Below are 18,343 nucleotides of genomic sequence, written 5' to 3'. Positions count from 1 at the left end.
TGTCGAAGAAACTATTGGTTACTGCTATGGCATTTGAGCATTCCTGAGACGGGAGTCGAAAGGACCCAGCGTAGCTGTAAAAAATACCTTTCGTTCGTGTTCGGTATGCGATAGTTCCCTCAGAGCTCCGCTCGCAAGTTTCGCGCTTCCTCGCGCTTACTTGTGTTCGGGATGACCGGGTTTTTCCTTAGCCTGACGGCCATGGTGAAAACACGCAACAACCATACCTCAGTCTGCTTTTACCCGACAAATAAAATTTTTGGAGCACCAGACTTTAAATAAAAAACCGTGCAAACTTTGCAGCCTGCACGGTTTTTCGCTTCAAAAGCTACCATTTTTAAAACAGTGGATCAGAAACCGGTAGTAAAGGATCAGGATTATTCTTTCCCGGTAGCATTCATCGCATTCAAACCAGCTTGGGCAATGCCGCTTTCCGGAAATTCCTGTAAGGCCTGCTTGTAATAGGCTTTGGCCTCGCTGCCGTTTCCAAGTTGGGAATAGCAGTAAGCAATATTTACCAGGGCCATTTCGCGGTAAGAAATGCGGGAGGAACTCAGCAGGAAAACGGCCCGGAAACGGTCGAGCCAAGGTTTTTCCTGGAAGTATGCGTAGCTGCTTTCGAAGTAAGGAATGGCGGCTTCAAATTCACTTCTTTTCAGGAACAGCATGCCGTAACGGTGGTATTTGGCCAGAAAAAAACGGAGGAAATACACCAGTACCAGATAAGCCGCAATGGCCGATAAACTGGCCGCGCCAACCTGAAGCCACTGAAAGAAATAAACGAGCCCGACAAAAACGCACAGCTGAAACGCAAGCGCCAGCCAGTTGATCTGTCGGATAATAGGAGTGCCGGATGCCATTCAGGAATTTATGGGTTTAGGTGAAAACTGCTTCAGCCATTCGGTGGCTTGCTGCACATTGGTAAAGCTTTTCATCGGGATGGGCGAAGGCTTCAGTTTAAATAAAATTTTCATGATAAAACCGGCCAGACCGGGTTCCGAAACCATGGCCATGGCCGAATAGATCTGTGGCAATTGTTCCGTAGAAAACTGGCGGGTGGCTTTATCCGGAACCGGCGAATTCTTCAGGTAGATCAGCAAAGGAACCGGTTGGTTGTTGGTAATGCGTTTTACCAGGGCCACGTTGCCGGATATGTTTTCTACCGTGCGTTTAATGCTTTTCGAAAGCGAAACCAGAATGCCGTTATCCTCGAACCAGTAGGTAGCTATTTCGCCTTCGAAAACGGGCCGGTCGGTTGGGATCTCCACTTTCATTTCGTTTTAAACCAGTTTATTTGCCACCAGGTATTCGGCAATCTGCACGGCATTGGTAGCGGCGCCTTTCCGTAAATTATCCGCCACGATCCACATATTCAGCGTTCTGGGTTGGGTTTCGTCTAAACGCACGCGGCCAACCAGCACCTCGTCTTTCTGGTGGGCATCTTTTGGCATCGGGTATTCCAGTTTCGACACGTCGTCCACTACTTTTACGCCTTCGGTTTCGCGGAGCAATCGGTACACTTCATCTAAAGAAAAGTCTTTTTCAAACTCCACGTTCACGCTTTCGGAATGGCCGCCGATTACCGGAATCCGCACCGCCGTAGCCGTCACCTGAATAGAGTCGTCGCCCAGAATCTTCTTGGTTTCACGCACCATTTTCATTTCTTCCTTCGTGTAACCGTTCTCCTCGAACACGTCGATGTGTGGGATCACGTTCAGGTCGATGGGGTAGGCGTAGGCCATTTCACCCTGCTTGCCGGCGCGCTCGTTCATCATCTGGTCCACGGCTTTTTTGCCCGTTCCGGTTACCGATTGGTAGGTGCTTACCACAATGCGCTTCACCTTTAAGGCTTCGTGCAGTTTGTGCAAGGCCAGTACCATCTGGATGGTAGAGCAATTCGGGTTGGCAATTATTTTGTCTTCCCTGGTCAGTTCTCTGGCGTTGATTTCCGGTACCACCAGTTTTTTGTCCGGGTCCATGCGCCAGGCCGAAGAATTATCGACCACAAACGTTCCGGCTTCGGCAAATTTCGGGGCCATTTCTTTGGAAATGCTGCCGCCGGCCGAGAAGATGGCAATTTCCGGTCTGGCAGCAATGGCATCGGCCATGGAAACTACGGTATAAGGTTTGCCTTTAAAAGTAATGGTAGCGCCAACTGAACGTTCCGACGCAACCGGCAGCAGTTCCGTTACCGGGAAATTGCGTTCTTCCAGTACTTTTAACATTTCGGTGCCTACCAGACCGGTGGCCCCAACTACGGCTATTTTCATTTATGTACTTGCTGTTATTTCGTGTTTTATTTGTAACTTACTTCGCCTTAGGCAGAAGTTATACAAAGTTAAGCACAATACGCGAATGCAGAGACTTTTACTTTTTTTATTCCTGATCATATCAATCCGGGCTCAGGCACAGCTTCAGGATAACTTTTCGGACGGCAATTTTACGGCCAACCCCGTCTGGAACGGCGATGTTAGCCTGTTTACCGTGAATGCCACCCAGCAGCTGCAAAGCAATGGCCCGGCCGCCACGGCCACCGGTCAACTGGTCACGCCCTCCCAGGTGAACACCGGCGCCGAATGGGAATTTTACGCGAACCTGAAGTTTGCCACTTCCTCGGCCAATTACACCGATGTTTACCTGATGAGCGACCAGGCTACTTTAACGGGCACGAATACCGGTTATTTTGTGCGGATCGGCGATACCCCGGATGAAGTGAGTTTGTACCGGAAAGATGCGGCTGCTTCGGTAAAGATCATCGACGGGGTGGATGCCACGATGAACAGTTCTACAAACAACGTGGTAAGAATTAAGGTAACCCGTTCGGTGCAGAATCTCTGGAGTTTGAGCATCGATGTAACGGGAGCCGGCACTACCTACGTTTCGCAAGGAACCGCTACCGATGCTACCTACCAGCGCTCCGAATACTTTGGGGTTTACATCAAATACTCTTCCACCAACAGCACCAAATTCTATTTCGACGATTTCAAAATTACTGACATTACCGCCCCGGTTCTGAACACGATCTCGGTAATTTCGGCTACACAACTGGATGTACTTTTCAATGAACCGGTTAGCCAGGCCTCCGCGCAAAATACTGCCAATTTCATCGTTTCGGGTGGAGGAGGAAGTCCGGCCACTGCGGTGCAGGATGCCACAAATCCGGCCCTGGTTCATTTAACGTTCGCCGCGAACCTACCTTCCGGAACCAGTACCCTAACCGCCACCGGCATTACTGACCTGTATGGAAACATGGCCTCTACTCTGAACGGACAGTTTAACGTAACCACCACGCCGCCGCCAACCTCAACCGCTAATTTCCGCGATGTGCGCATCACCGAGATCATGGCCGATTTTAGCCCGGTTGTAGGATTACCGGCCGCCGAATACATCGAAATTTACAACAACAGCAACAAAACCCTGAACCTGGCCAACTGGAAATACAACGATGCCAGCACTTCCGTAGGTACGTTTCCGGCATACACATTCCTGCCCGGCACCTACGTAATTCTTTGCGCCAAAGCGGATACCACAGCCCTGAAAGTATTCGGCAGAACCTTAGGCTTAAGTACGTTTCCTTCCCTTAACGATGCCGGCGACGACGTGAAAATTCTGGACAATACCGGCAAGCTGATCGATAAAGTAAGCTATACTTCGGCCTGGTACAACGACCCGACAAAATCCGGCGGCGGCTGGAGCCTGGAGCTTAAAAATCCGAATAACCCTTGTCAGGTAAGTGCTAACTGGACCGCCTCTACCGACCCTTCCGGCGGCACGCCCGACCGGCAGAATTCCGTATTCAGCAATGCCCCCGACACCACGCCGCCAACCCTGCTTTCAGTAGAAACCGTATCTAATACTTCCATAAAACTCTCCTTTTCTGAAAGCATGGACAGTTTAAGCCTGCTTAATGCCACTTACGGCTTAAACAACGGTATCGGAATTACGGCAAAGAGTGTAGCCAAGGGAATCTTCCACGAAATAACGTTAACCCTGAGTCCGGCGCTGGTGCGGGGAGCTACTTATACCTTAACTGCCAGTAATGCTACCGATTGCGCCGGAAATATCATGGCCCCGGCTACCCTTACCTTTAGCACCGGCGCTAATTTTCACGATGTGCGCATTACTGAAATTATGGCCGACTTTAACCCGCCGGTAGGTTTGCCGGAGGCCGAATACCTGGAAATCTACAACAACAGTAATAAAATTATAAACCTGGCCAACTGGAAATATTTCGATGCCACCACTTCTTCGGGTACTTTGCCGGCTTACAACCTGGCGCCCGGCGCGTATGTAATCTTGTGCGCCAAAGCCGATACTGCTGCCTTCCGGCCCTTCGGAAAAGTGCTGGGCTTAAGCAGCTTTCCATCGCTAAATGATGCCGGCGACGAAGTCCGGCTCTACGATAATTCCGGCGTCCTGATCGATAAAGTAACCTATTCTTCCAGCTGGTACAACGATCCTGCTAAAGCCGGCGGTGGCTGGAGCCTGGAACTGGTAAACCCGAATCTACCTTGCCAGAGCGCCGTAAACTGGATCGCTTCGAATAATCCGCAAGGCGGAACGCCCGGCCGGCAGAACTCCGGTTTCAGTACCGCGCCCGACACCCAGGCTCCTCGTCTGGTTGGGGTAGAAACCATATCGAATACCCAGCTAAAACTGACCTTTTCCGAAACCATGGACAGCCTGAGTTTAACCACGGCAGGTTATACCATCAACAAGGGCATTTCAGTTTCTGCCGTAGCTGTAACCCCGGGGAATTTTCAGGAAGTAACGCTTACTTTAACGCCGGCCTTAACCGCCGGAGCTTCTTACGAGGTAACCGTAACGAACGCCACCGATTGCTCCGGAAACGTTATTCAGGCGGCGGCGGTAGCGTTCGGCTTAGGCAGCAAACCTGGCTTTAACCAACTTATCATTACCGAAATCATGGCCGACGAATCGCCGGTTGTAGAAGCAGCAGGTGGCATTCTGCCGGGCTACGAATACCTGGAGATCTACAATCCGACCAATCTGGTGCTCGACCTGAAAGGCGTAAAACTTTCGGATGGCGGTACCCCGGCCGTTTTTCCGGCCCTGATCCTGGGGCCTGGTGAGTACGCCATCCTGAACACCACTTCGCGGGTAAATGCTTTCTCCTTCTTTGGCCGTTCCATTGGCTTATCGAATTTTCCTTCGCTGAATAATGCCGGCGAAACGCTCACTTTGCGCGGCGCCGACGGCAAACTGATCCACTCGGTAACCTATTCCGATACCTGGTACAAAGACACTAAAAAGAAAGACGGCGGCTGGAGTCTGGAAATGATCGATATAAGCAATCCGTGTACCGGCTTCGATAACTGGACGGCCTCCAATTCGCCGAACGGCGGTACGCCCGGTAAAGTAAATTCGGTAAACGGCAGCCGTCCGGATAATATGGCCCCGCAATTACTCAAAGCTCAGGCAGGCAGCCCTACTACAATCGTACTGAATTTCAACGAAAAACTCGACAGCCTGGCGGCCATGCAGGCAACTTACCGCATCCCGAACGGTCCGGCTATTTCGCAAATTGTACCCCTTACGCCGACCTTTACCACCGTAGAACTTACCCTTGCCCAGGCTTTGGAAGCAAACCAGCAGTATAGCCTGGAAGTAAGCAACGTGCGCGATTGCGCCGGAAACCTGGCCGGTTTGCAGAAAGTGCCGTTCGCGTTGCCGGTGCCGGCCAAAGATGGCGATCTGGTTATAAACGAAGTGCTCTTTAACCCTAAAACCGGCGGCGTAGATTTTGTGGAAATTGCCAACCGCTCCAATAACTACATCGATCTAAAGAACTGGCAGCTGGCTAACTTTTCCAATGATAGCGTTTCAAACAAAAAACTGATTACGGCTGCAACCTACGTACTGGCGCCCCAGCAACTCGTCGTGCTCACTACCCGCCCCGACATCGTGATGCAGCATTACCCGAAACACAACCCCGATGCTTTTCTGGCCATGGCTTCTTTCCCTTCCTATTCGGATGACGCTGGCACGGTAATTCTGGTTAATGCCGCGGGTAAAATAGCTGACCGCTTCGATTATACCGACGACATGCACTTTGTCCTGCTCGATGATGATGATGGTGTTTCACTGGAACGCATCCGTTTAGACGGGCCGACCATTGCCGCCAATTTCCATTCGGCTGCTTCCACTTCCGGATTTGCCACGCCGGGCTTGCGCAACTCCCAGGTGCAGGGCAATGTGGAGGCGACTTCAGTACTGACCATCGAGCCAAAAGTGTTTTCCCCGGACGGCGACGGTTACAAGGATTTTACCACGCTGAACTTTAACGCTTCCCGCATCGGGCAGGTGGCTTCGGTGACGATCCTGGATTCCAGGGGAAGGGAAATAAAGAAACTGGTGAACAACCAGACCCTGAGCGGCGAAAACTTTTTCCATTGGGACGGCACCACCAACGAAGGCCGCAAAGCGCCGGTAGGCTATTACCTGGTGCTCGTAGACCTCTATGATTTAAGCGGTAAACAGCAAACCTTTAAAGAAACGGTAGTGGTAGGCGCAAAATTCTGATACTGCCTGACTGCAAAAAGAACAATCTGAATGCATTTTAAACGGTTGCCTGAAATTTTTTTTTAAGTCCGGGCAACCGTTTGTATTTAAGCCGTGTCTACGCGAATGTAAGGCTTACGGGAACTTATTTCAGAAATGAATTCAGATTTGACCATGAAAGATATATTAAAAATATTGCTGCTGCTGGCCCTTACCATAATCGGGATGTTTTCCTGCAGCCGCCAGAAAGAAGAGGCACCGTCGCCGGTTTCGGAAATAAATATCCTGAGCAACGATGCCTTTACTACCACCGAAAACGGGCCGGTAAGGATAGATGTACTGATCAACGATCAGATCGGCAATTTAGGCACGCTGGTATTTAAAGTGCCCGCCCACGGGAACCTGCAATCCGATTCTACCGGGTTTTATTACCAGCCGGACCGGGGTTTTAAAGGCACCGAGGAATTTTTTTACAAGTACGTTGGCGGCAACACCACCGACAGCGCAAAAGTGAGCATCACGGTACGGTAATTTTTTACCGGTTTAGTTGAAGGCCCGGCCTTTGAGAACTTAAAAACAAACATAAACGCTAAACCCAAAACGCTTTGGCTTATCTGGAAGAAGCAATTATAGAAGGCTGTAAACGCGAAGAACCCGCGTTCCAGGAGTTACTTTACCAAAAGTATTCTGCCCGGATGATGGCTATTTGCGTACGGTATTCGAAAACCCGTTTCGAGGCGGAAGATATTTTCCATGAGGCCTTCGTGAAAGTGTTCAAGAATATTCAGACTTATCAGCAGGGCACTTTCGAGGGCTGGATGAAACGAATCTTTGTGAACACGGCCATCAACAATTTCCGGAAAAACCAGAAGCATTACGGCCACGAGCAGCATTCCGAAGAACTAAGTTCGGGCACGGACGAGGATCCGGTTTTAAGCGATATTTCGGTCAAGGAACTTTTGGAAATAGTAGCGAAGTTACCCGAGGGCTACCGCGTAGTGTTTAACCTTTATGTAATTGAAGGGTATACGCACAAGGAAATTGGCGAAATGATCGGCATTGCCGAGGGTACTTCCAAATCGCAGTTGGCAAAAGCCAAGCAATACTTAAAGAAATTATTAGTAAATTATTCGGTTACCACATATGCCAACTGACAAAGAATTCGAAGATTTCTTCAGGGAACAGTTCCAGGGACTGGAAGAAACTCCCCCAGCTAATGGTTGGGTGAAGATACAGGAAGAGATCCGGCCGAAAACCAGTATTTATAAATGGCTCGGCACTACTTTTCTGGTAATAGTTGTTTCCATAACGGCGCTGTTTACCACCTTGCGGCACGAAGCCAGGTTGCAAAAGCAACCTAAAGCCGAAACCGTTGCGTTGGAGCAAGCAAACCCAGCAAAGGTGGCAACCCAGGAACAAGCAGCCCCGGTTACGCTACCGGTTAGCGAGCCATCGCAGAACCAGGCAGCAGCAGCAAAACCTGCTCAGGGAAGCCAGCCGTTTTCCATGCCGAAGGGTACCATTACGGCCGGTTACGTGAAAGCAGCAACCGAAAAAGGCCGGACCAGGCAGGCAGTTAAAGAAACAAATTACGCCCAGGCTGCTCTTCCGGTCTCTGAAAATGCATCTGCCCGTACAACCGGCCTGCATGCTGCCGATAAAGCTACTTCCCCGGAGCCGCACAGCTCTCAGATTAGCAGTTTCCAGGGTACGCCAACTAATAGACAGCCCGAAATAGAAGCGATTCCCGCAACCATGCAGGTAGAAGCCGAACCGGAAGCAGAAACCGACACCATGGGCCAAATGATACAAGCGGTATACTACAACCCGGATAAAAAACCTGCCGGGAAAAAAGGCTTAAAAAGACTCTTTGGTAAGAAATAAAAGCATGGCCTAAGATCAGAAATTTAAAACTGCCTGTCTGAGTTCTGAAAACCTTTCTTCCCGATTTGCTACTTTTGTATTACCGGGGAAACCGGTTTATGATTTGTAGCGGGTGGAACTCATTTATCTTTGTTTTTTTGCTTTTCTGGCCGGCCTCATCGACGCAGTAGTTGGTGGGGGCGGCCTTATTCAATTACCGGCTTTACTTGTTTTTCTGCCGCAGGTGCCTATTCCCACAGTTTTTGGTACGGGTAAACTTGCCAGCATTGCGGGTACCACCGTTTCCATGGCCCGGTATGCCCGCAGCGTGAAACTGAACTGGAAAAGCCTGTTGCCGGCAGCCGTGGCAGCCTTTGTATTTTCCTTTCTGGGTGCCCGTGCCGTAAGCCATTTCCCCGCCGATGCCCTTCGTCCGGTAGTGCTGGTGCTGCTGGTGGCGGTAGCCATTTATACGTTCAAAAAGAAAGACCTTGGCGCCTTGCATGCCCCCAAGCTTACCCACATCAAAGAGTTGGTCTACGCCATAATTGCCGGCGCTGCAATCGGTTTCTACGACGGATTTTTCGGTCCCGGTACCGGTAGTTTCCTCATCTTTATATTCATCGGGGTATTCGGGTTTAGTTTTGTAGCGGCTTCGGCTTCGGCCAAAGTCGTGAACGTAGCTACCAATTTATCTGCCCTGGGTTATTTCATTCTGAAAGGATTTGTGCTTTACCAGATCGCTATTCCGATGGCCGCCTGCAATATTGCCGGCTCTCTGGTGGGTACCCGACTGGCCATTAAATACGGCAGCGGGTTTGTGCGCCGCCTGTTCCTAGTGGTAGTTACGGCCATTATCCTGAAATTTGCTTACGACACGTTCTTTAAAGGTTCTTTCTAAACTGAAGAGCCGGCAGTTTTTTAATTCAGAACCGTAGCCTTTTCAGCCGAAAAACTTAGCCGGACTGATTTTATCGGATCACATTTAAAACTTTCTTATACGCTAAAGTCAAGGGTCACTTGTGCTTTTAAAGGGGCAGATCTGAGCGAGAATAGGTTTTTGCACCTTTGTAAGTTAAGTATAGCAACCTTACAACATAAGTCAAGCCCGGAAGAAGCCTTAAAATCTTTTCAAAAAAGCATGCGTAAATCCGCTAAGAAAACAAGGGCATTTGCATGAAAACCGTAGGTGAAATACTAAAAAAAGTAAAAGGCGCTTCGCTTCCGTTGCTGGTCTCGCTGCTTATAGCGGGCGGTTGCTCCACCGTAAAAGAACAAGGCGAACCCGAAGTAGTGGAAGCCCCGCCCGTAATTACCAACGATGCTCAGCGAAGAGCCATTTACGAACGCGGAACCGAAAACACCTCCCCGCAAAACGCCAATCCGATTCCAACTTCCGAGCAATTAGGTTTAGATGAAAAAGCCAGCGAGATAAACCGGAAGCGCAACATTGAAGCAGGCGATAATCAAAACGCCCCGGCCAACACGCCTTACGAGCAGCGGCCGCGCGAACTCCGCAACGTTGGCAACGATACCATTGTGCGTTAACAGCCGCCTGCATTTTTATCATTTTGAACGATAGTTAATTTGCTATAAAAGTAAACGCCCGGCAAATACATTTGCCGGGCGTTTACTTTGGAAACCAGTTCAGGCAATTATAGCTTACGTATTGCAACACTTCTATGCGCCCTATTCCTTGCCGGCTGCTTTAGCTGACGGATCGGCAAAGAAGGGTGAAAGTAAATGCCGGATTGAGCCGTTTTTTCAGCATCAAATCATAGCATTTTCGTTTCTGCAAAACGTTCGTTGCAAAAATTACTCTATTCCGGTTATTTCATTGCTGATGTTTTCGGAGGCTTCGTATGCTTCAGTAGTAGCCGCTGCAGCTGGCCGGCGTCCCCGGCGGCCGTTACCCGTAGAAGCGGTTTTTGCTGTGCGGGTTCCGCGGCTTCGGGTAGTAGCTCCATTTTCGGTTGCAGTAGCAGCTGCCGGACGGCGACCGCGGCCGGTTCCGGTGGTTTTGGTTTTACTGGCGGCAGTAGCTGTGCCTGCCGGTTTCCGGCCGCGTTTTGGTTTGGCCGTTTCCGTTATTTCTTCAAACTGATCGATTACCGGCGCTATAATTTCGTCCTGCACAAAATCAGCGCCCTCGTTAAACTTCAGTTTGGCATCCTTTATCAGCTCTTTCAGGGCTTTGCGGCTTTCTTTTTTAAGGTCTTTTACGGCGCGTTTCAGCTTTTTCTCCATGTCTTTTTCCAAGCCGCGCGTAATGGCTTTTAAGGATTTCTTGTCGGCCTTTTTCTTTTTGGCTTTGGTACTGGCAGTAGCGGTTTTGCTTTTCTTTTTATCAGCTTTTTTATCGGCTTTTTTCATAGTTCCAATGGTTAAATCTTAGCGGAAATTATCTTCAGGATTAAAGATTTTTATTTAGCTCCCGAATATAAGGCTTGCTGTTTATGTTTTAGATATTCAGATATTTAAATGAAACAATATACGGGCAATCACTTTAAAAGGTGGCCAGATTAAAAATAAGTTGAAAAATAATTTTGCGGCATTCCTGCTTCCAGTTAACCGGAAGACAATAACATTTGCGGGAGAAAAACCCAACCTGACATTTGTTTATTCCCGCTTGTTTTATGCCCGGTATCATTTCGTAAAGTAGGTTTAGGTATGTTTCCAGGCCTTTTACCATTATAAAACGGTAGCGAAATCAAATCCTTGAACGTCCTTCCCTAAAAACCAACTTCCGGCGCGGAGTTTTGTTTATCTTTGCACGTTTTTCAGAAATGTAATACCGTTTTTACCCGGAAATGCTACCGTTTCGAACGGTTTCTTCCCGCCGAAATCAGGGTGTTTCCGAAGAAAAACCAAGGTAAACCGGAGAAATGGAAGCACATTTCCAAATCTTCAAATTTCCAAATCTCCAAATTTTAAATTGAATAGATGCAACCGAAAAGATATACCGTTACCGCCGCTTTGCCTTATGCCAACGGCCCTGTGCACATCGGCCACGTAGCCGGCGTGTACTTGCCTGCCGATATTTACGTGCGTTTTTTACGCTCCAATAACCGCGACGTGAAATTCATTTGCGGCTCCGACGAACACGGCGTTCCGATCACGATCCGCGCCCAGAAAGAAGGCGTAACACCTCAACAGGTGGTAGATAAATACCATAAACTGATGGGCGATGCCTTCCGCGACTTCAACATTTCCTTCGATATTTATTCGCGCACTTCGAGCCGGACGCACAGCGAAACCGCTTCCGATTTCTTCCTGAATTTGTATGAAAAAGGCAAGTTCATCGAGCAGGTTTCTCAGCAGTATTTCGACGAAAAGAATCAGCAGTTCCTGGCTGACCGCTACATTGTGGGCACCTGCCCGAAATGCGGCAACGAAAACGCTTACGGTGACCAGTGCGAAAGTTGCGGCTCTTCCCTGAATCCTACTGACCTGATCAATCCGAAGAGCATGCTGAGCGGCGAAAAACCGGTAATGAAGGAAACGAAGCACTGGTATTTGCCGCTGGATCAGTACGAAGGCTGGTTGCGCGAATGGATCGTGGAAGGCCACAAAGACGACTGGAAAACGAACGTGTACGGCCAGTGCAAAAGCTGGATAGATGGCGGGCTTCACCCAAGAGCCGTAACCCGCGACCTGGACTGGGGCGTGCCGGTGCCGCTGCAAGAAGCCAAAGGCAAAGTGCTGTACGTGTGGTTCGATGCCCCGATCGGCTACATTTCCGCTACCAAAGACCTGACCCCGGACTGGGAGAAATACTGGAAAGACGAGGAAACCAAGCTGGTGCATTTTATCGGCAAAGACAACATCGTTTTCCACTGCATTATTTTCCCGGTAATGCTGAAGGCACACGGCGATTATATTCTGCCCGACAACGTACCGGCCAACGAATTCCTGAACCTGGAAGGCGATAAAATTTCTACTTCCCGGAACTGGGCGGTTTGGCTACACGAATATCTGGAAGAATTTAAAGGCAAAGGCGACGTGCTCCGTTACGTATTATGCGCCAATGCGCCGGAAACCAAAGACAACGATTTCACCTGGAAAGATTACCAGGCCCGCAACAACAACGAGCTTCTAGCCGTGCTCGGCAACTTCGTGAACCGCGCCCTGGTGCTTACGCATAAGTATTACGAAGGCAAAGTTCCGGCAAAAAACGAACTGACCGACATGGACCGGGAAGTGCTGGCCGAAATGGCCGGTTATCCGGAGAAAATTGCGGCTTCCATTGAACTGTACCGTTTTAAAGAAGCCTTGCAGGAAATGATGAACCTGGCCCGCTTAGGCAACAAATACTTAGCCGATACCGAGCCGTGGAAACTGATCAAGACTGACGAAGTTCGCGTACAAACCATCCTGAACATTGCGCTGCAGATCTGTGGTTCGCTTACCATTTTAATGGAGCCTTTCCTGCCCGCTTCGGCACAAAGTTTGGCGGATATGCTGAACATTAAAGTTGGAAAATGGAACGAAGCCGGCAACGCGGAATATCTTCTGGCGGGCCACCAGATCGGAGAAGCAAAGTTGCTGTTCGAGAAAGTGGAAGATGCCACGGTGGAGGCCCAGGTTCAGAAACTGCTTGATACCAAAACGGCCAATCAACTGGCCAACGCCCAGGCAGCACCGGCCAAGGAAAACATCAGCTTCGACGATTTTCAGAAAATGGACATCCGCATTGGTACCATTCTGGAAGCTGAAAAAGTAGCCAAAACCAAAAAACTGCTGAAGCTGAAAGTAGACACCGGCATCGATCAAAGAACTATTGTAAGCGGTATTGCCGAACATTTTGTGCCGGAAGCAATTATCGGGCAACAGGTAGCCGTTCTGGTAAACTTAGCGCCGCGCGAAATTAAAGGCATCGAAAGCCAGGGCATGATCCTGATGGCTGAAAATGCGGACGGCAGCCTGAAGTTTATGCAGCCTTCGGCAGCGGTGAATAATGGCAGCGGAGTGAGTTAGCAAAGACCCCACCTAAATAGCTAAAAACAGGTGAGGACTTTAAAAAGCCGTTAGCATAGGTTTAAACCCTACGCTAACGGCTTTTTTGTTTTCTGATCCGAGTAATTCCGTAGAAATGCCGGTAGCCAAATGAACTGGTTTACGTAGGTAGCATGATTACTTTGCTGAAAAATACTTGCAGCGATTCCGCCAGTTACCGGCTTTTTCGATTACTGGTAGGTATAGTGAATCCAAAGAAGCCGGGAGTTTTTCAGCCTTAAACCCTACTGTTTTATGAACCTGAACTGGAGCGCTGCCAAAGAAATTATTAAGAAAACCTTCTCGGAATTTATTGACGATAATCCGTTGGACCATGCGGCCATTATCGGCTTTTATACCATTTTTTCGCTGCCGGCGGTGCTCATTATCATGATCCGGATTGCCGGGGCTTTTTTTGGGCAGGAGGCGGTGCAGGGCGAAGTAGTGGCTCAGATCGGCGGGATTATTGGGCAGAAAAGCGCCGAGCAGATCCAGGACATCATAAAGAACGCAAGCCAGTCGCCGGCCGGGATAACGGGTACCCTTGTGGGCATTGCCACCCTGGCCTTTACCTCTACCACCGTTTTTGTGGCGCTTCAGGATGCCATAAATGCCATGTGGGGGGTAAAAGCCAAACCTGAAAAAGGCTGGCTGAAGCTCATCGTGAACCGGGTGCTTTCGCTCGCCATGGTGGTAAGCCTGGGTTTTCTGCTGCTGGTTTCCCTGATTATAGAAGTTATGCTGGGCGTGCTGAATAATTTTGTGGAGCAGGCCTTTTCGGACAGCGCCGTTTACTTGTTAACGGCCGGGAACCTGCTGATCTCAGTAGCGATAAGTACGCTTATTTTCGCCGCTATTTTTAAGACCCTGCCCGATGCCCGTGTGCCTTGGTCGAATGTGTGGATCGGGGCAATTGCAACTGCTATTTTGTTTGTGGCCGGCAAATCGGTGCTGAACATTTACCTGCAGTACGAACCTTTAGGCGATACCTACGGTGCGGCCGGTTCCCTGGTGCTTATTCTGGTATGGGTGTATTATGCGTCCATTATTTTCCTGCTGGGCGCGGAATTCACCCAGGTGTATTCCCAGGTAAAAGGAACAGGCATTCAGCCATCTGAGCATGCGGTTAAGGTAGAAGTTCGGGAGGTAGAGAAAGACAAATAAGGTTGCTTATTCCGGGATTTCAAATTTCTGTACTTTAGAATTTGTAGGTTCCCCTAATGCGTTTTGCTGATTTTCTTGTTGAAAGCCATGGCATGATCCGGATTGTGGTAATAATGATATCGACTATGTAGCCAGCGGTAGCCGTAAATATTGGCAGCAGCAACAGCCAGGTAGAATTTAATCCAATAAAGACAAGGAAAGGGAAGGGTACTGAAATAATTTACAGCTCGCGCTTTTTTTTTTGTTATTTCCTCTTTTTTGTCTTCAGAGAATACCTAATCAACGAGTTTGTACCGAATTGGCAAGGTGTATTCCGATTTAACCGGACGGCCCTGGAAGGTGGCGGGGTGCCAAGGCGGTAATTTAGCGAGTTGCTTTAGTGCTTTTGCTTCCATCCTGAAACCTTCGTTGGTAGTCGGTTTTATTTCAGAAAGCTTACCGTTTTTTTCAACAAAAAATGAAATATAAACCAATCCTTCTTTACCAACCAATTGCGCTAATATGGGGTAACTAATTGCTTCAGCCAATTTAGGAGTAAAAGCATTGAATCCTTCTTTAGGACTTGCAATTTTATCGGTTTTATGATAAATGGTGTCGTTCTCAGCCTTTCTGATACTGTAACAACTAACCAGAATCGAATCTTTATAAATCAGGGTTAAATTGCGTTTGCCATCGTTTACTGATTCGGTCTTGGTACCAGTGCCGCTTACGAGCAGTGGCCTTTCTTCAGCATCCCAAACCTGAATGTAGCGTCTCTTTTTACCCCGGAAGCAATAACTTTCATCAAGTTTTCCATTGTTGCGTACATCTGTTATAGTGCCATATAGCGCATCAAAAGTAGGATTATAGTTCATCTCTAAATCGTTTCGCAAATACTTCAAGTAGCTTTCGGTCTGGTCTATTGAATTGGTGCCGTACATAAAACCTTTTATATCTAGCTTATTATCCCGGTAATCTTCGAAGCGGATGCCATTATTTTCAAAATAATAAAGCCTTTTCTGAGGGGTTTCTTTCAGTTCCTGTTTTTGAAAGGCCTTGGTATAATACCGGGTAATTTGTGCCTTCACGGAGCCGGTAAGTAACAATAGGAAGGTTAAAGTAAGCAGCTTATTCATATTGAAAAAAGACCTTTTTAACAGATATGGCAGTGGTTTCAAAAGTACAATGTAATAAAAAAGGCAGAGCTTAGGTTTAAGATAATGGAAGTTCTAAGTTCTCATTAAAATAAACTGTCCTCCAAAACGGAGCACCAAGATAGTAAAAAATGAAAGGAAAAATGGATGGCAGCTGGAACTTGCCCTACCATTGTTGTAAGAAGCAGCTCCAGTCCGTTTATCAGCAAAGAAGGGGCGATTCAGGCATTAAGTAGCTTATTCTGTGGCTTTTTAAGTGGAATAAGGGGCAGGCTATAATGAAACTTCACCCGGACAGTGGATTTATTTTCTAATGACCGTGAACCAACTGATCTCGGTGGCTATAAATACGATTATTTTTGCGACCATTATAATAAGGTAACCTATTCCGGAATTTCGAATTTCTGCACTTCAAAATACGGCGGTTCCATGGTTTGCATCTTGCCGATGATCTTGTTGAAAGCCATGGCATCGGGCGGAATGATGAGCGTATCCTTTATGCCTTCCAGTACGGCGTTGGCGTGGAGGTTGAGCAGGTGCCGGTATTTTTGCTCTTGCAGATCTTCTTCGGCTACCACGTACAGCAAACCCAGGAGCGCCCGCGCCACGGCCTGGTCTTTTTTACCATAATGCCGGATCGGCGAGATAGTGAGGTTGAAGAGTTCTTCGAAGTTTATCTTTTTTACCAGCAGCCGCGGAGTTTGCGTTTCATCGGTATAAAGCGAGGTTTCTTCAATGTAATACAGGTTGGCAAACAGGTCGCTCAGGAACTGGATGCACATTACGGCAATGCCCGGATCGTTGATGGCGTGGCTCAGGGCTTTTATGGCTACTTCGCTTAATTGAGTAAAGCCGTAATTGTGGTTGGTGGCAATGTTTTCGGTATGGAAATAATGGATGCTGTCGTAGAGAAAATTGCGGTCTTTTTTAGGCAGTTTTTCCGGTGGAATGTTGGCCCAGCACAACACGCTGCCGCTCGGAATGAAATCCATGAAATACGGTTCCATTTTAAGCTGCAGATTGTGCTTGCGGGCCACCCGCATCAGGTTCTTCAGGTTGACCTGTTGCAGAAAGCCCGGCTTGTCGGTTACGTAAGGGTAAGGGGTTTCGCCCAGCGGCGCGCCGGTGCTCCGGGCTTTTTCGGCTTCACAATCTTTCTTTAACTGCACCAGCGAACGGAAAGTAACTTCATGAATATGCACGATGATGTTGGTTACCTGAATGGCCTGGGAAATATTGAGAATGAAGTACACGAACAAACCCAGCGACCAGAACCCCAGCAGTAAACCCAGAGCAATGCTAAAGGTCGGCACTTCGTGGGTGGCAGCCCCGCGCAAGAGCAGCAGCAGCACCATAAAGTAAACAATGGCCCCGAACTGATTTCCGAGTACGAACTGGTGTTCTTTGCGGGAGATCAGGCCTTGCATTACTTTGGGCGAAATAGTGGTAGTGGTCTGGTTCAGTACCACCATTACCATCGAAAAACTTAAGGCCATGAGCGAGATAATGCCCGCGATCAGGGTCGTCATGATGGACCTGACCGCTTCCATTTCGTTGAACTTCAGCCAGGGAAAATGGTACGATAAGCGCCGGCCCAGACTGCTGTCGTCGAACTGCAGCATGACAATAACCAGCGCCAGGTGAAAAACGGTAATGATGATGGGGTAAAAAGCAATGCTGGTGGTGATGTTGTTGTAAACGGCTGCCATGCGCCGGTTAAACAAACCCGTGCCAATTGTTTCCACGCGGTAAGCTACTTGGTGTCCTCTGCAACCGCGGAAATGCTGGGTTCAGCGGGTTCCGGTCGCAAATTATTTCCCCATACGTACAGCTTCGGCTAGGGTAGGCTTGTTTATGGGAATTTCAGGGTTTACCGCGTTTTATCGGTTCTTTCCGGGGAAATAAGGAGCCGGCATCCGTACTTTTCCCGGGCGTATTCCTACTGTTTTTCTGGACGTAAGTTTGCTTTGCTGCCGATAATCATGCCGTCGCTCATTTCTACTACGCGGTCGGAGTTGGCGGCAAATTCTTCGTCGTGGGTAACGGTGATGATGGTTTGGCCGAATTCGCTGGTAATTTGCCGGAACATATCGAAAACCACCTGGGAATTGTAGCTGTCGAGGTTGCCGGTGGGTTCATCGCCCATGATGATGGCCGGATCGTTGATAAGGGCACGGGCAATGGCGACGCGCTGCTGTTGTCCGCCGGAAAGTTTGCTGGCCCGTTTCGTGGCATGTTCTTCTACGCCCAGGAGCTTTAGTTTTTCCATGGCGCGGGCTTCAATTTCTTTTTCCGTGTATTTGCCCAGTTTCAGGGCCGGGATCATGACGTTCTGCAAAACCGAAAATTCGGGCAAGAGGAAGTGAAACTGGAACACAAACCCGATATGCTCGTTGCGGAACCGCGCCAGTTCGTTCTGGGTTTTTCCGGTCAGTTGCATACCATTTATTTCCAGCGTGCCTTCGTAATCGGTATCCATGGTCGAGATCACGTAAAGCAAGGTAGATTTTCCGCAACCCGATTTCCCGACCAGCGACAAAAATTCACCCTGCCGCACTTCCAGGTTAATGTCTTTCAGTACCTGGAATTTCTGGGGTTCATAAAAGTATTTGTTTACATGTTCGGTTTTCAGGATCGTTTGCATAGCGTTTTTCTTCGTTCATTTC

The 18,343-nt window shown here is 48.7% G+C and carries 15 protein-coding genes; 8 read left to right on the top strand and 7 right to left on the bottom strand.

What is annotated here, in order from left to right:
* Positions 1-377 precede the first annotated feature (377 nt).
* From F0P94_RS10345 to F0P94_RS10335, 3 genes are read right to left on the bottom strand one after another with little or no spacing between them, the layout of a single operon-like run.
* Complete coding sequence (locus F0P94_RS10345; protein WP_150903808.1) at positions 378-860, bottom strand: tetratricopeptide repeat protein; 483 nt, start codon at positions 858-860, stop codon at positions 378-380.
* On the bottom strand, positions 861-1,274 hold the full coding sequence (locus tag F0P94_RS10340; RefSeq protein ID WP_150903807.1) for a DUF7793 family protein: 414 nt from the start codon (positions 1,272-1,274) through the stop codon (positions 861-863). It abuts the gene before it with no gap.
* Between the two features lie 6 nt (positions 1,275-1,280).
* Positions 1,281-2,270 carry an aspartate-semialdehyde dehydrogenase gene (locus F0P94_RS10335; RefSeq protein ID WP_150903806.1) on the bottom strand — a complete coding sequence of 330 codons (990 nt, stop codon included), beginning with the start codon at positions 2,268-2,270 and terminating at the stop codon, positions 1,281-1,283.
* An 85-nt stretch (positions 2,271-2,355) separates the two neighbouring features.
* On the opposite strand from F0P94_RS10335, the gene F0P94_RS10330 reads away from it, so the two are divergent.
* The 6 genes from F0P94_RS10330 to F0P94_RS10305 all read left to right on the top strand — a co-directional run bounded on the left by F0P94_RS10330 (position 2,356) and on the right by F0P94_RS10305 (position 9,933).
* The gene (locus F0P94_RS10330; protein WP_150903805.1) at positions 2,356-6,543 is read left to right on the top strand and encodes a lamin tail domain-containing protein; all 4,188 of its coding nucleotides are present in this window, start codon (positions 2,356-2,358) and stop codon (positions 6,541-6,543) included.
* A gap of 153 nt (positions 6,544-6,696) precedes the next feature.
* Positions 6,697-7,053: an Ig-like domain-containing protein gene (locus F0P94_RS10325; RefSeq protein WP_150903804.1), complete on the top strand. Its 357-nt coding sequence runs from the start codon at positions 6,697-6,699 to the stop codon at positions 7,051-7,053.
* A gap of 74 nt (positions 7,054-7,127) precedes the next feature.
* Positions 7,128-7,676, top strand: a complete 549-nt coding sequence (locus tag F0P94_RS10320; protein WP_225307187.1) for an RNA polymerase sigma factor — start codon at positions 7,128-7,130, stop codon at positions 7,674-7,676.
* Complete coding sequence (locus F0P94_RS10315) at positions 7,666-8,406, top strand: hypothetical protein (protein WP_150903803.1); 741 nt, start codon at positions 7,666-7,668, stop codon at positions 8,404-8,406. The genes F0P94_RS10320 and F0P94_RS10315 overlap by 11 nt, the downstream gene beginning before the upstream one ends.
* Positions 8,407-8,518: 112 nt before the next feature.
* Positions 8,519-9,286 (top strand): sulfite exporter TauE/SafE family protein, encoded by a 768-nt coding sequence (locus F0P94_RS10310; RefSeq protein WP_150903802.1) that lies wholly within the window; start codon positions 8,519-8,521, stop codon positions 9,284-9,286.
* A 275-nt stretch (positions 9,287-9,561) separates the two neighbouring features.
* On the top strand, positions 9,562-9,933 hold the full coding sequence (locus tag F0P94_RS10305) for a hypothetical protein (RefSeq protein WP_150903801.1): 372 nt from the start codon (positions 9,562-9,564) through the stop codon (positions 9,931-9,933).
* A 267-nt stretch (positions 9,934-10,200) separates the two neighbouring features.
* On the opposite strand, the gene F0P94_RS10300 is transcribed toward F0P94_RS10305, so the two are convergent.
* Positions 10,201-10,758 carry a hypothetical protein gene (locus F0P94_RS10300; protein ID WP_150903800.1) on the bottom strand — a complete coding sequence of 186 codons (558 nt, stop codon included), beginning with the start codon at positions 10,756-10,758 and terminating at the stop codon, positions 10,201-10,203.
* Between the two features lie 570 nt (positions 10,759-11,328).
* Here F0P94_RS10300 and metG point away from each other — a divergent pair.
* Together metG and F0P94_RS10290 are read left to right on the top strand one after the other, a co-directional pair.
* Positions 11,329-13,362, top strand: a complete 2,034-nt coding sequence (gene metG, locus F0P94_RS10295; RefSeq protein WP_150903799.1) for a methionine--tRNA ligase — start codon at positions 11,329-11,331, stop codon at positions 13,360-13,362.
* A gap of 273 nt (positions 13,363-13,635) precedes the next feature.
* Positions 13,636-14,544 carry a YihY/virulence factor BrkB family protein gene (locus F0P94_RS10290; RefSeq protein ID WP_150903798.1) on the top strand — a complete coding sequence of 303 codons (909 nt, stop codon included), beginning with the start codon at positions 13,636-13,638 and terminating at the stop codon, positions 14,542-14,544.
* 275 nt (positions 14,545-14,819) lie between these two features.
* Here the strand turns inward: F0P94_RS10290 and F0P94_RS10285 are convergent, their stop codons facing one another.
* The 3 genes from F0P94_RS10285 to F0P94_RS10275 form a co-directional block, all read right to left on the bottom strand.
* The gene (locus F0P94_RS10285; protein WP_191907007.1) at positions 14,820-15,398 is read right to left on the bottom strand and encodes an energy transducer TonB; all 579 of its coding nucleotides are present in this window, start codon (positions 15,396-15,398) and stop codon (positions 14,820-14,822) included.
* A gap of 662 nt (positions 15,399-16,060) precedes the next feature.
* On the bottom strand, positions 16,061-17,422 hold the full coding sequence (locus F0P94_RS10280; RefSeq protein ID WP_150903796.1) for a DUF2254 domain-containing protein: 1,362 nt from the start codon (positions 17,420-17,422) through the stop codon (positions 16,061-16,063).
* A gap of 194 nt (positions 17,423-17,616) precedes the next feature.
* Positions 17,617-18,321, bottom strand: a complete 705-nt coding sequence (locus tag F0P94_RS10275; protein ID WP_150903795.1) for an ABC transporter ATP-binding protein — start codon at positions 18,319-18,321, stop codon at positions 17,617-17,619.
* Positions 18,322-18,343 lie beyond the last annotated feature (22 nt).

Source organism: Adhaeribacter soli, from assembly GCF_008727925.1.
Classification (GTDB): Bacteria; Bacteroidota; Bacteroidia; order Cytophagales; family Hymenobacteraceae; genus Adhaeribacter_A; species Adhaeribacter_A soli.
This window is presented reverse-complemented; position numbering and strand designations above follow the sequence as displayed.